At 42.1% G+C, this 13,943-nt stretch carries 13 protein-coding genes; 12 read left to right on the top strand and 1 reads right to left on the bottom strand.

Annotation, left to right across the window (positions count from 1 at the left end):
* The first annotated feature begins 19 nt into the window (after positions 1 to 19).
* The 11 genes from rfbC (at position 20) to ugd (ending at position 11,680) form a co-directional block, all read left to right on the top strand.
* Positions 20 to 559, top strand: a complete 540-nt coding sequence (rfbC, locus tag L462_RS12915; RefSeq protein ID WP_032678520.1) for a dTDP-4-dehydrorhamnose 3,5-epimerase — start codon at positions 20 to 22, stop codon at positions 557 to 559.
* Complete coding sequence (locus L462_RS12920) at positions 556 to 1,374, top strand: NAD-dependent epimerase/dehydratase family protein (protein ID WP_032678519.1); 819 nt, start codon at positions 556 to 558, stop codon at positions 1,372 to 1,374. Before rfbC ends, L462_RS12920 begins: the two co-directional genes overlap by 4 nt.
* The gene (gene wzx / locus L462_RS12925) at positions 1,367 to 2,626 is read left to right on the top strand and encodes an O45 family O-antigen flippase (RefSeq protein WP_032678518.1); all 1,260 of its coding nucleotides are present in this window, start codon (positions 1,367 to 1,369) and stop codon (positions 2,624 to 2,626) included. Before L462_RS12920 ends, wzx begins: the two co-directional genes overlap by 8 nt.
* Positions 2,613 to 3,587 (top strand): glycosyltransferase family 2 protein, encoded by a 975-nt coding sequence (locus L462_RS12930; RefSeq protein ID WP_032678517.1) that lies wholly within the window; start codon positions 2,613 to 2,615, stop codon positions 3,585 to 3,587. Before wzx ends, L462_RS12930 begins: the two co-directional genes overlap by 14 nt.
* A 1-nt stretch (position 3,588) precedes the next feature.
* On the top strand, positions 3,589 to 4,737 hold the full coding sequence (locus L462_RS12935) for an O-antigen polymerase (protein WP_032678516.1): 1,149 nt from the start codon (positions 3,589 to 3,591) through the stop codon (positions 4,735 to 4,737).
* On the top strand, positions 4,730 to 5,266 hold the full coding sequence (locus L462_RS12940; RefSeq protein ID WP_032678515.1) for a serine O-acetyltransferase: 537 nt from the start codon (positions 4,730 to 4,732) through the stop codon (positions 5,264 to 5,266). Before L462_RS12935 ends, L462_RS12940 begins: the two co-directional genes overlap by 8 nt.
* A 1-nt stretch (position 5,267) precedes the next feature.
* The gene (locus L462_RS12945) at positions 5,268 to 6,278 is read left to right on the top strand and encodes a WaaS/CpsH family glycosyltransferase (RefSeq protein WP_032678514.1); all 1,011 of its coding nucleotides are present in this window, start codon (positions 5,268 to 5,270) and stop codon (positions 6,276 to 6,278) included.
* A 47-nt stretch (positions 6,279 to 6,325) separates the two neighbouring features.
* A complete protein-coding gene (gene rfbA, locus L462_RS12950; protein WP_032678513.1) occupies positions 6,326 to 7,198 on the top strand; it encodes a glucose-1-phosphate thymidylyltransferase RfbA in 873 nt (290 codons plus the stop codon).
* A 60-nt stretch (positions 7,199 to 7,258) separates the two neighbouring features.
* Positions 7,259 to 8,731: a glycoside hydrolase family 1 protein gene (locus tag L462_RS12955; protein WP_082209484.1), complete on the top strand. Its 1,473-nt coding sequence runs from the start codon at positions 7,259 to 7,261 to the stop codon at positions 8,729 to 8,731.
* A 148-nt stretch (positions 8,732 to 8,879) separates the two neighbouring features.
* Positions 8,880 to 10,286 (top strand): NADP-dependent phosphogluconate dehydrogenase, encoded by a 1,407-nt coding sequence (gndA, locus tag L462_RS12960; RefSeq protein WP_032678512.1) that lies wholly within the window; start codon positions 8,880 to 8,882, stop codon positions 10,284 to 10,286.
* A gap of 227 nt (positions 10,287 to 10,513) precedes the next feature.
* The gene (gene ugd / locus L462_RS12965) at positions 10,514 to 11,680 is read left to right on the top strand and encodes a UDP-glucose 6-dehydrogenase (protein ID WP_032678511.1); all 1,167 of its coding nucleotides are present in this window, start codon (positions 10,514 to 10,516) and stop codon (positions 11,678 to 11,680) included.
* A gap of 53 nt (positions 11,681 to 11,733) precedes the next feature.
* Here the strand turns inward: ugd and L462_RS12970 are convergent, their stop codons facing one another.
* A complete protein-coding gene (locus L462_RS12970) occupies positions 11,734 to 12,738 on the bottom strand; it encodes an NAD-dependent epimerase (protein ID WP_032678509.1) in 1,005 nt (334 codons plus the stop codon).
* Positions 12,739 to 12,931: 193 nt separating this feature from the next.
* Here L462_RS12970 and wzzB point away from each other — a divergent pair, with 193 nt between their 5' ends.
* Entirely contained in the window at positions 12,932 to 13,912 is a 981-nt protein-coding gene (gene wzzB, locus L462_RS12975) for an LPS O-antigen chain length determinant protein WzzB (RefSeq protein WP_032678508.1), read from the top strand.
* Positions 13,913 to 13,943: the final 31 nt, after the last annotated feature.

The raw sequence follows: 13,943 nt of genomic DNA, 5'->3' as shown, positions 1-13,943 counted from the left end.
TCCCATCGAAGGATTTTAAATGAAAGTAATTCAAACCCCTTTAAAAGATTGTGTGATCATTGAGCCTCAGGTTTTTGGTGATACCCGTGGTTTTTTCCTTGAAGCCTGGCATAAAGAAAAATACGAAGATGCAGGAATTAAAGGTAATTTTGTACAGGATAACCGCTCACGTTCGAGTCGAAATGTTTTGCGCGGATTGCATTTCCAGAAAACGAAACCCCAGGGGAAATTAGTCAGCGTAATCAGTGGTGAAGTTTATGATGTTGCAGTAGATCTTCGCCAGGATTCTGATACGTTTGGTCAGTACGTAGGTGTTATTCTTTCTGGCGAGAAGAATAACCAAATATACGTTCCCCCTGGGTTTGCTCATGGATTCTGCGTATTAAGTGAATATGCCGATTTCCATTACAAGTGTACTGACTTTTACGATCCAAAGGATGAAGGTGGGATTATCTGGAACGATCCGGATATTGCGATTGAATGGCCGGTAACATCACCACTACTCTCTGAAAAAGATGTTAAATTAATTACACTTGCTGAGTACAAAAAAACGTTATGAAAATACATTATACAGTGATCGGTGGGCGTGGTTTCATTGGCAGCGAAATCGTTGAAAACCTTCTGGCGAAAGGCGAAACAGTTGTGGTTCCACCGCGAGATGATGAGACTCTGTTTGAAAAAGATCTGGGGATTGTAATCTATGCTGCTGGCAATGGTGATTGTGCAAACACACCATTTGATGTTTACAAATCGAACACCGAATTGCTCGCTACAGTACTTGAACGCGCCAAATTCTCAAAGTTAATCTATATTTCATCAACGCGTGTATATATGGAACAAGATGGCGCTTCAGAGGATGATAATCTTACGGTATGCAGTAACGATAACCGAAGACTTTTTAACTTAACCAAACTAGTGAGTGAAGAGTTATGCTTAAAAAGCACTAGAGATACGATTATTGTCAGGCCGAGTAACGTATATGGTTTGGCATTGAAGAGTAAGCTATTCCTGCCAAGCATTATCAGAAATGCGATTTCGAATAAACATATTGACATGTATGTTGCGCCTTCATATGCAAAAGATTATGTTTCAGTTAAGGATGTCGCAGAAGTTATTTATCAGATCAGTCGTAAGAATGAGTATGATATTTACAATATTGCTTCTGGTGTGAATACAACAGCCTCTGATATTGCTGATTTAATTGCTAGTCGAACAGGTTGTTCGATCAAATGGCATGAAGGCTTTAAAGGTGAATACTTCCCACCGACAGATAACACCAGAACTGTAAATGAGTTTGGTCATGTCTATAACAATGTCTTGTCAGATATAGAGATAATGATTGATAACTTTAAAAAGAATATGACAGATGTCTAAATTTTTATTGTTAGCTATAAAAAAAATTGTGGCGGAAGAAGATAAAAGAAAAGTCTTTATTAACTTTTTTTATCTTAGTCTTGAGCGAATCACTCAGCTTGTTATAATCATTATCATTAACCGGTTGTTAATTAATCACTATGATTTTGGTGATTTCAGTAGCTGGCAATATTCTCTCGTCATTTTAGCCATATTTATGACAGGCACCTGGATCTGTGGTGCCGAGGTGGTTATTCCTAAATTGCTGGATGCGCCATCCAAAATAAACTCCATAATTAGCAATGTAATTGTATTACGTCTTGCAGCAGGGATTTGCGTTGCATTATGCATGATGGCATGGGGAATGTTTGCGGCCAGTGGATTGTCCAGACAGTTTATTATTGGTTTGGCTATATCTGTGGCATTGCGAGAAACGTTCATTGTCGGTTTAACATGGTACCAAAGCCAGGCCCGCCTCAAATTGCCTTGCCTTGTGCTGATGCTCGCTGCAATAATTAAGCTGATTGTCATTTATATTGGTGTAAAAAATCAATTACCAATAAACTATCTCTGGGTGGCTTGGGTTATCGAATCACTTTTACCTTGTGGCTTTATCTTTTATACGTTTAGAAAGGCTACAGGTTTTAGATTCGTGAAAGTTGATACGGAGGTTTTTGCGTATTTCAAGATTGGAGTCGCAGTATGGTTCTGTCTGATTATGCAGCAGGTGACCATGAAGTTTGACCGAGTATATCTCGAAGGAAAAATTTCCGGAGAAACGTATTCAAACTATGCAGCAGCACTCCAGTTAGTCGATAATTGGTATGCAATATGTATTCTTTTTGTTCAGGCAATTGCACCAATCTTTATCTTTAAATTTATTGATATTGCAACAATAAAAAGAAAATTGCCGTTCTGTATCTTCGCTACACTTGCCGTTACCTGTGCCGGTGCACTAGCTACCACAGTACTTGCCGATATAATAATTCATATTCTTTATGGTACTAAACTCGTTAATGCCTATAGTTATTTACGGACTTTTGTATGGTTAACACCTATTTTAGCTATAGACCAATTACTCAGTATGGTTTTAATCAGAATGAAGCAATTAAAGAAATTAGCGATTAAATGGCTAATAGCTTTCTGTCTAGTTGTCGCTATTGTGCCGGCTATTTTCCATTATGTAGGCGTGAGTAATATTGTCATTGGTTTAGCAGTGGTTTACGCTTTCAATATAATTTATTCTTCGAGGTGCATTAGTGCAGTACAATGATAAGATTTCAATAGTGGTTCCTGCTTACTGTGAACCATCGAAAGTCAAGCGGTTCATGGATGCCATACTGAAAATTGATTATCCAAACAACCTTGTTGAATTAATTCTTATTGACGATTGCAGTCCGGTTTCTCTGGCTGAAATCGCAGCATCTTATGCGGAAAGATTTAAAGATAAGATAACTTTCTTATTCCACAGGAATCATGTCAATTCTGGTCGGGCAATTTCCCGCAATGTGGGTATTTCTCTTGCGTCAAATTCTTTGATAATGTTTATTGACATCGATAATCTTATTGAACCTAAGGCGATAAAAAAGATTGTTTCCTTTTTTCATGGTAAGCAATACACAGCAGCCAGAATTAATATACGAATCGATCCCGCCAGACTCTACACTAGCAATTATCTCCGCTATTTTGATAGTCGTTACCTGGGGGCACGAAATATACCTGAAGGGACTATAAGTACCCGCTTCTTCGCAAGCGATGGCATTATCCTGACGCGGGATATTATTGATACGATTGGTTGTTTTGATGAGACATTTTATCATTACGGCTGTGAAGATGAAGAACTCGGTATCCGAGTTGCAAAAGCAAAGTATGACTTTTATTTTTTACCCGATGCAAGGGCAGAAGACAGCGATACACCTACGTTGCGCCGAGCTTCAGAAAGAATGATTGTGTATGCATCTAAATCATTCCCTGTGCTGAAAGAAAAACATCCAGAGTGTGTTAAGGATAGCCTCTTTTCATCCTATGAAGTGATGTTGGACGATAATAGACTCCTCAGTAAATTGCTCATCAGTATCATACATAAGCTTCCTCTAACAACGACAAGAAAATTCCTTCTTCGGTTGTGCGAAATGTTAGATACCAAAGCAATTAAAATACCAGATTTCTTATATAAGATCGTATTGGCACTTTCATACATTGAAGGTGGAAGACTTCGATTCTTGAGGAACTAGGATGAGTATTTTTTTTATGTCCCCAGGGTTTGTATATGCTTCAACCTGGCTTTTCACAATCTTATTGTACTCACTTGGGCTGACGACTAATATCAGCTCGCTCTCAAATGAGATGACTGTATTTTTATCCATTAATATCGTTCTGGGTTTGATTTTTGCACTTCCATTTGTCACACCTGGTAGTATTAATCGTGTTCGCCTTAATGACATTATGCCGTCCTGGCGAGCGACTAAAATATGGCTAATTATTTGGTGCTTTGCGATAATTCCAGATGTGATTGTGGCAGGTGGCATTCCGATGATTATGCAATTTAGAGGGGGGTATAATTACACTGAGTTCGGAATACCGACATATCATGGGATAGTTAATATGCTATTCCTTTTTATTTTCCCATCTCTGTATTATCATTTCCTTTTATCAAGGCGGAAAATGTTTCTCCTTATATTACTTTTAATGAGCATTTGGGAAATGCTGGTGTTCAGGCGAGGGATCCTTATGTCTGGCCTCGTGGAAATATTCTTTTTATTCTTTATCTATAAAAAATTCACAAGAAAGATGTTTATTTATACAGTTCTTGCTGTTGTGACAATAGTGTTACTGTTCGGAGCTGTAGGTGATATTAGGGGAGCAGAAAACCCATATCAATATTTATTGTCACCCCAAGGGCAATTCCTGGGAAGTCTGCCTTCTGGTTTTACATGGTTTTATGTTTATATTACTGCTGGACTTGCTAACCTGGCATATAATTTTGCGCACATAGTTCCGGTATACGACTTCACAAGCTTCCAGGATCTTTTCCCTAGCGTTATCCGAAATCTAATTTACACTGATCTAGGCTTTCACGATACGATGGCATTGGTAGATGATAATGCCAATGTTTCAACCATGTTTGAAAAGTTAATGCCCGATCTTGGCATCGCGGGTTCACTTATTGTGGTCACTTGTTTATTGTTGCTTTTTAGTGTGGCCTATAAGAATTTATTAAGATCGTATCGTTATAGTCTTTTTCCTTACGCTATTGCGATGCAATGTGCGATATTTAGTGGTTTTTATAATTTATTTTTTATCCAGACGTATTTCTTGCTTTTCATTGTAACTCTTGTCTTTGTGAGAATTAAAATAAATATTCGGAGTCAACCTCATGTTTGAGTTGGTGAAAGATGATGTACTGAGATATTACAATCTGACTGGGCGTAACAAATCAAAAGTATCTTTACTAGGAATAGTGTCAGCATTTTTTGGTATGAAGATGACTCCTGTTATATTATATCGCATGAGTCATTTCTGCTATAAAAAAAGAATTCCTGTTATAGGGAAAATCTTCTCGCTACTTAATTTTATTATTTTTGGTGTTGAGATCGCTTCCAATTGTGAAATTGGCGGTGGTTTTTTTATTCCGCACTCGCAAGGTGTCGTTATTGGTGCATCTAAAATTGGCGTTAATGCAACGATTTACCAACAGGTTACTCTTGGTGCGAAGAATGTAGATATCCCCTTTAATCACGCAAATCGTCCTGTTTTGGGTGATAATGTGGTGATTGCTTCAGGAGCGAAAGTTCTTGGTGGTATTCGAATTGGCGACAATGTTATTGTTGCTGCTAATGCTGTTGTAATGCAGTCCTGTGATGACAATGTACTACTTGTAGGCATTCCGGCGATTGTGAAGAAGAGTATTTGAAATGAAAGTGTTGTTTTTATGCCCACGCTTTTTTAATTATGAAAACGAAATATCAGATGGTTTGAGACGAGCCGGAGCCATCGTTGATTATTTCGATGAAAAGCCATTTAATAACGTATTTTTTAAAATATTACTCAGGCTTTGGAAAGAAAATAACTTTCTTAAGCGCATTTCAGATGCGTATTTTGATAGGATTTTGCTTCAAACTTCTGATGATTATGACTATGTCATTGTCCTCAAAGGTGAGTCTCTTAACAGAAAAAATCTACTTAAATTTAAAGAGAAATACAAGAATGCCACGTTTATTTACTATGCATGGGATTCTATTAAAAATTATCCCCATATACAGGAGTATTTAAACTTATTTGATCGGGTATTTACATTCGATGATAACGATGCGCGTGAGTATGATTTTATGAATCATCTACCATTATTTTACTCACCTGATTTCGTAAGCACTGCGAAAAAAAATGCATTACCGAATGTTAAGCCGAGCATTGCATTTCTGGGCACCGTTCATAGTGACAGATACAAACTGCTGGGCGCAATTTATAAAAAGTATAAAAATGAATATGATTTGAGATTTGTTCTTTATTTTCCATCAGTTGTTGTATTGGCGGGTTTTCTTGCCTCCAATATCAAAGATGTAATTAAGTTCAGACTTTTCAGTTTTACACTTCGCTCCAGGAATAAAAAGCAGATTGCAGCATTTTTCTCCGATGCTGATGCTGTTCTTGATATTCAGCACCCCCGTCAGACTGGTCTGACTATGAGAACAATAGAATGTTTGCCTCTAAAGAGGAAATTTATAACCACAAATTCCAGAGTTAAAGACTACGATTTTTATTCAGCGAAAAATTTTTATTTCATCAACCGTGAAAATATCTATATTGACTCTGCTTTTTTTAATGTCTCGTTTGACGACACTTACTCAGATGAAATTTCGCGTTATAGTGTAGACTCTTGGATAAGCACATTGTGCTCAGCTGATATCAGTAAAGATGCAGTTTAATTCATAAATATCTAATCTAATTTAGCTTAAAGTATTGAGGTAGTAGAATGAAGGGTATTATTCTGGCAGGTGGTTCAGGAACTCGTTTGCACCCAATTACGCGTGGAGTCTCTAAACAGCTCTTGCCCATATATGATAAACCGATGGTTTATTATCCAATGTCGGTGCTTATGCTTGCGGGTATCCGAGACATTCTCTTAATCACAACGCCTGAGGATCTGCCATCATTTAAACGTTTGTTGGGCGATGGTAGTCGTTTCGGAATTAATTTATCCTATGAAATTCAACCTTCTCCTGATGGCCTCGCGCAGGCATTCATTATTGGTGAAGAGTTTATCGCTGGTGATAAATGTGCCCTGGTATTAGGCGATAATATTTTCTTCGGGCAGAGCTTTGGCAGGAAACTTGAATCGGTTGTTTCAGGCAATACAGGCGCTACTGTTTTTGGTTATCAGGTAATGGACCCTGAGCGGTTCGGCGTTGTTGAGTTTGATGAAAACTACAAAGCATTAAGTATAGAAGAAAAACCTTCGGCACCAAAATCCAACTGGGCGGTTACTGGTCTCTACTTTTATGATGAAAACGTGGTTGATATGGCTAAACATGTTAAGCCATCAGCTCGCGGTGAGCTTGAAATTACTACCCTTAATGAGATGTACCTGGAGCAGGGAAATCTTCAGGTAGAATTGCTTGGCCGTGGCTTTGCATGGCTCGATACCGGTACCCATGATAGTCTAATCGAAGCATCACAATTTATTCATACGATTGAGAAGCGACAGGGCTTTAAAATTGCCTGCCTTGAGGAAATTGCTTACCGCAATGGTTGGCTCACTGTGGATGAAGTTCTGACCTACGGGAATGAGATGAGCAAGACCAATTACGGTCAATATTTGATTAATTTAATTAAGAATAGCAAATAGCGATTACAGAAATATCATAATATTATATGTTTTATGGCTATCAGGTTATAATTATCTAATATGAAAGCAAAATTTTTTTTCTTTACCTCTGTATTTTTGTTACCCCCTGCATTTTCTGACGAAAAACAGCAATGCGATTTCCTCTGGGGCACTGCATCCTCCTCATATCAAGTTGAGGGTGGTTGGAATGAAGGTGGAAAGGGCCCTTCAAATTGGGATTACTTTACCCATAATGAAGTGACCAAATATATTATTGGTACCGCTGAAAATGGCGATGTCGCGGCTAATCAAATTTCACGTGATGTTTATCTTAAAGATATACAACTCATGAAGGAATTAGGAGTAAATTCATACCGCTTCTCCATTTCCTGGTCTCGAATAATGCCAGATGGAGTTACAGTAAATCAGAAGGGGTTGGCTTATTATAATCAACTGATTGCTGATTTAAAAGATGCCAATATTGAGCCTGTCATTACACTTTACCACTGGGATATGCCATTAGCGCTGTATGAAAAAGGTAGTTGGTCTAATCCTGAATCACCTGTCTGGTTCGAAAAATATGCTGAAGTAATTTTTAAGAACTTTGGTAATAAAGCTCATGATTTCATCACCTTTAATGAGCCTGAAGGTTATGTTTTTACTCTGGAACCTCTTGCTGAGAATCTCATTGCAAAAAAAACGGACGGATATCGTGACGTTTTGTCTGCAGCTTCACGCGGAAAGCAAGCGGTAGCACTGCATAATCTTTTGATTGCGAATGCGTTAGTGGTACGTAATTACCATAAGGCGAAATATGATGGTCGCGTTGGTATTGCTTTAAACTTATCTCCATGCATCGACAGTGGTCAACCAAACAGTCCTACTGAACAGTTATGTAACGATCTCCATAATAACTGGATCCTGGATGCGCTTTATAAGGGGAAATATCCAGATACAGTATTGAAAATGTATCAGTCTGCATATCCTCAATTCAAGCCTACCTCTCAGGATATGCAACTTATTACCCAAGGCAAACCTGATTTTATCGGCGTAAATTATTATGGCCCTACGTTGGTCAAGCATGATAAAACTGAAGCGTTTGAAATAGGGAATGCTCCTAATCCTGATAAAAAACCCTCTGTCAACGGTCCGGTTTCTCCAGAAGCATTGGTTACGATGATGGAAAAGATCGATGCTAAATACGCCCATCCTACCTTTATTATTACTGAGAATGGGGCTGGTTTTGGTCCAGATGATGAAAAACTTAAAGACGGCGTCATTTCTGATAAGTTGAGAGCCGACTATCTCGTTAGACATGTGTCTGCAATTATGGAAGCAAAAAAGGATGGCCTGGATATCCAGGGCTATCTTTTCTGGAGTTTACTCGATAATTTCGAATGGCTCTGGGGCTACAAAAATAGGTTTGGCATAATTGGTGTTGATTTTGAAGATAAGACATTAAGACGAACGCCAAAGTTAAGTTATTATAATTATCAAGAAATCATTAAAGAATATAAAAATAAAAACTCATGTGTCTCATCGACGAAAAAATAATCGCACGTTAAAGCCTTGCTTTTGGTATGGCTTAAATGGATTAATGACCATAAATACCTACCTCTGCTCTCGTTTTCTGAGTTAAGATAATTCAATATTATATCCGCCGGGAAGTACCCGGCGGGACCACACCTGACAGGAGTATGTAATGTCCAAGCAACAGATCGGCGTTGTCGGTATGGCAGTGATGGGGCGCAACCTGGCGCTCAACATCGAAAGCCGTGGTTATACCGTCTCCGTTTTCAACCGCTCCCGTGATAAGACTGAAGAAGTGATTGCCGAGAACCCAGGCAAGAAACTGGTTCCGTTCTATACGGTGAAAGAATTTGTTGAGTCCCTGGAAACGCCTCGTCGTATCCTGTTAATGGTGAAAGCGGGCGCGGGTACCGATGCTGCTATCGACTCTCTGAAACCTTTCCTCGAAAAAGGCGACATCATCATTGATGGCGGCAACACCTTCTTCCAGGACACCATTCGTCGCAACCGTGAACTGTCTGCTGAAGGTTTTAACTTCATCGGTACCGGTGTTTCCGGTGGTGAAGAGGGCGCACTGAAAGGCCCATCTATCATGCCTGGTGGTCAGAAAGAGGCGTACGAACTGGTTGCGCCAATCCTGACAAAAATCGCTGCGGTTGCTGAAGATGGCGAGCCGTGTGTGACCTATATTGGTCCAGACGGTGCGGGCCATTATGTGAAGATGGTTCACAACGGCATCGAATACGGCGACATGCAACTCATCGCAGAAGCTTACTCTCTTCTGAAAGGCGGCCTGAACCTCTCTAACGAAGAGCTGGCTGAAACCTTTACCGAGTGGAACAAAGGTGAGCTGAACAGCTACCTGATTGACATCACCAAAGATATCTTCACCAAGAAAGATGAAGAGGGTAAATACCTGGTTGATGTGATTCTGGACGAAGCTGCGAACAAAGGTACCGGTAAATGGACCAGCCAGAGCTCTCTGGATCTGGGTGAACCGCTGTCTCTGATCACCGAATCCGTATTTGCGCGTTACATCTCTTCCCTGAAAGAGCAGCGTGTTGCGGCATCCAAAGTGCTGTCTGGCCCACAGGCTAAACCTGCGGGTGACAAAGCTGAATTCGTCGAGAAAGTTCGCCGCGCTCTGTACCTGGGTAAAATCGTCTCTTACGCGCAGGGCTTCTCTCAGCTGCGTGCCGCGTCAGACGAGAACAACTGGGATCTGAACTACGGCGAAATCGCGAAGATCTTCCGCGCAGGTTGCATCATTCGTGCACAATTCCTGCAGAAAATCACCGATGCTTATGCGGAAAACGCGGGTATTGCTAACCTTCTGCTGGCGCCATACTTCAAGAAGATTGCCGACGAATACCAGCAGGCGCTGCGTGACGTTGTGGCCTACGCTGTGCAGAACGGTATTCCTGTTCCGACCTTCTCCGCAGCAGTGGCGTACTACGACAGCTACCGTGCTGCCGTTCTGCCTGCGAACCTGATTCAGGCACAGCGCGACTATTTTGGTGCGCATACCTATAAGCGTACTGATAAAGAAGGTGTATTCCATACCGAATGGATGGAATAAGTTAAATAACGCGTTGTAATTAAGGCCCGGAGCTCGTCTCCGGGTTTTTTTTACGCAAAATTTGGCTCGCGATACTCGAAGTAGTCTGAATGTCATCCTGCGAGCAGGGATTACTCCTGGTTTGCCTTGACAGTTCTGTTGGCCAGGAGGTACAAAGCCCAACAGTCAGGTTTATCGCGATGGTCAGGCGGCCATCAGTACAGTTAACTCACAGAAGTCATTAGCGAATGAAAATAACAATCTCCGGAACAGGCTATGTCGGTCTCTCAAACGGCATTCTGATTGCCCAGAACCATGAAGTGGTTGCGCTGGACATCGTACAGTCCAAAGTGGATATGCTGAATCAGAAGAAATCGCCGATTGTAGACAAAGAAATCCAGGATTACCTTTCGAACAAACCGCTGAATTTCCGTGCTACCACCGATAAAGAAGATGCTTATCGTGATGCGGACTTTGTCATCATTGCGACCCCAACAGACTACGATCCAAAAACCAACTATTTCAACACTTCGACAGTTGAAGCGGTGATCAAAGACGTTATCGCGATTAACCCGAATGCAGTGATGATCATTAAGTCGACCATTCCGGTCGGTTTCACTAAATCAATCAAAGAAGAGTTGGGTATTGATAATGTCTTCTTCTCGCCAGAGTTTCTGCGCGAGGGCAGGGCGTTATACGATAACCTGCACCCATCCCGTATCGTGATCGGTGAGCGCTCTGAGCGCGCGAAGCGTTTTGCTGCTCTGCTTCAAGAAGGTGCAATCAAGAAAGATATTCCGGTGCTGTTTACCGATTCCACCGAAGCCGAAGCGATCAAGCTGTTCGCGAATACCTACCTGGCAATGCGCGTGGCTTACTTCAACGAGCTGGACAGCTATGCCGAGAGTCTGGGCCTGAATACCCGCCAGATCATCGAAGGCGTGTGCCTCGACCCGCGTATCGGCAACCATTACAACAACCCGTCGTTTGGTTACGGCGGCTACTGCCTGCCTAAAGATACGAAACAGTTGCTGGCGAACTATCAGGCTGTGCCAAACAATTTGATTTCAGCGATTGTTGATGCAAACCGTACGCGTAAGGACTTTATTTCCGATTCCATTCTCGCGCGTCAGCCGAAAGTGGTGGGCGTATATCGCCTGATCATGAAGAGCGGTTCTGATAACTTCCGCGCCTCTTCCATTCAGGGGATCATGAAGCGTATTAAGGCTAAAGGCGTTCAGGTGATTATTTATGAGCCAGCGATGCAGGAAGATGAATTCTTCCATTCTCGTGTGATTCGTGACCTGGATGCGTTCAAGCAGGAAGCGGATGTGATTATCTCTAACCGTATGGCGGAAGAACTGGCCGACGTGGCGGATAAAGTGTATACCCGCGATCTGTTTGGTAGCGACTGAGTCTCTGCTTAAGGGGCATAAAAAACCGGCCAAGTGCCGGTTTTTTTATGTTTTTATACTTTGTAGAAGTCGCGATACCAGTCAACGAAATTCTTCACGCCTTCTTTAACGGAAGTCTGCGGTTTGAAGCCAATAACGTCATACAGCGCTTTAGTATCTGCGCTGGTTTCCAGTACGTCACCCGGCTGGATTGGCATCATATTCTTCTCTGCCTTTTTCCCGAGCGCCTCTTCAAGAGCCGTAATGTAATCCATCAGTTCAACCGGAGAGCTGTTTCCGATGTTATAGACGCGATAAGGCGCAGAGCTGGTTGCCGGTGAACCGGTTTCAACGGTCCAGTTTGCATCGGCCTGAGGAATAACATCCTGCAGACGGATAATGGCTTCGGCGATGTCATCAATATAGGTGAAGTCACGCTTCATCTTACCGTAGTTGTAGACATCAATGCTTTTGCCTTCAATCATCGCTTTGGTGAACTTAAACAGCGCCATATCCGGACGACCCCACGGACCGTACACGGTAAAGAAACGCAGGCCCGTCGTGGGCAGGTTGTACAGGTGGGAATAGGTATGCGACATCAGTTCATTGGCTTTTTTGGTCGCGGCATAAAGTGAGACAGGGTGATCGACCGAATCGTCAGTCGAAAAAGGCATCTTACGATTCAGACCGTAAACGGAGCTGGAAGACGCATACAGAAGATGCTGTACCTTGTGATGGCGACAGCCTTCCAGCACGTTGAGGTGGCCTACCAGGTTGGCATCTGCATAGGCGTGAGGGTTTTCAAGCGAGTAGCGTACACCTGCCTGTGCGGCCAGGTGGATGACGCGATCAAATTTCTCACGGGCGAACAGTGTGGCCATGCCTTCACGGTCGGCCAGGTCCAGCTTGTGGAAGGCGAAACTGTCAGATGTCAGCAGATCCAGACGTGCCAGCTTAAGATTGACATCATAGTAGTCATTCAGGTTATCAATACCGACGACCTGATGACCGGCATCCAGGAGTCGTTTGCTGACATTTGCGCCGATAAAGCCTGCTGCACCCGTTACCAGAAATTTCATACCTTCCCTCATAAATATGTGTTCTTACTGATGCCATCACGCATCACATTGCGTCTATCATAGCGCGGCGGATGCCAGTTACATAACCCATCTTTCCGATTTAACTCATCGGATTCTTATAGAAAAATCTGTAGCAACAGATACACTATGCAAACACAATTGTTTTTGCCCTTTTTCATCTGTTAGGGATTGTATGACGCAGAACAACTATAGCCAGGTCAACCGAAGCAATGACCCGGAGCAAATTGATTTAATTGATTTAGTGTTGCAAGTATGGCGTGGGAAGTGGACTGTAGTAGCTTTTGTCGCTCTATTTGTCGTGCTTGCGGGGATTTATATTACGGTTGCAAAAGAGAAATGGACATCATCCGCCATCATCGCTCAACCTGATGCGGCTCAGATTGCTACTTACTCAAATGCATTAAATATCCTTTATGGCAGCGCAGCTCCTGCTATGCTCGATATTCAAACGCGAGCAATTGGACGTTTTAATTCCTCATTCTCAGCTTTAGCACAGGCTCTAGGAAATCAGGAACAACCTGAGAAACTGTCCATCGGGCCTACAGTCAAAAATCAAGAATTGCCCCTGACTGTGACTTATGTCGCGGAGTCCGCTGAAGCTGCTCAAAAGCAACTAGCACAGTACATCCAGCAGGTTGATGAGCAAACTGCAAAAGAACTTTCCGTTGATCTTAAAGACAATATCAAAGAGCAGATTAAAACCCTGAACGACTCTCTAGAGAACCAGGAGAAGGTCGCTCAAGAGCAAAAAGATCTGCGCATTAAACAGATTACGGAAGCGCTGAAGAACGCAGAGGCAGCGAAAATCACCTCTCCGCAAATTCAGCAAACTCAGGACGTGACGCAGGAAACTATGTTCCTGCTTGGCAGCGAAGCGCTGAAGTCAATGATTGAAAACGAAGCGTCTCGTCCGTTGGTGTTCTCAGGTGCGTACTATCAGACTAAGCAAAATTTGCTGGATATCGAAAAACTGAATGTGAACCCTGACACAATCCACGTATATCGCTATGTTATGAAACCGGATCTTCCAGTCCGACGTGACAGCCCGAAAAAGGCAATTATTTTAACTTTGGCAGTCCTGCTTGGCGGGATTATTGGTTCGGGTTTGGTTCTCGGCCGCAACGCATTGCGGAACTACAAACCAAAAGCGTGATTCTCATCAGATAAAAAAACCGGGGAAATTC

It is taken from the genome of Enterobacter sp. BIDMC 26, from assembly GCF_000534435.1.
In the GTDB taxonomy this organism is placed as follows: Bacteria; Pseudomonadota; Gammaproteobacteria; order Enterobacterales; family Enterobacteriaceae; genus Enterobacter; species Enterobacter ludwigii.
This window is presented reverse-complemented; position numbering and strand designations above follow the sequence as displayed.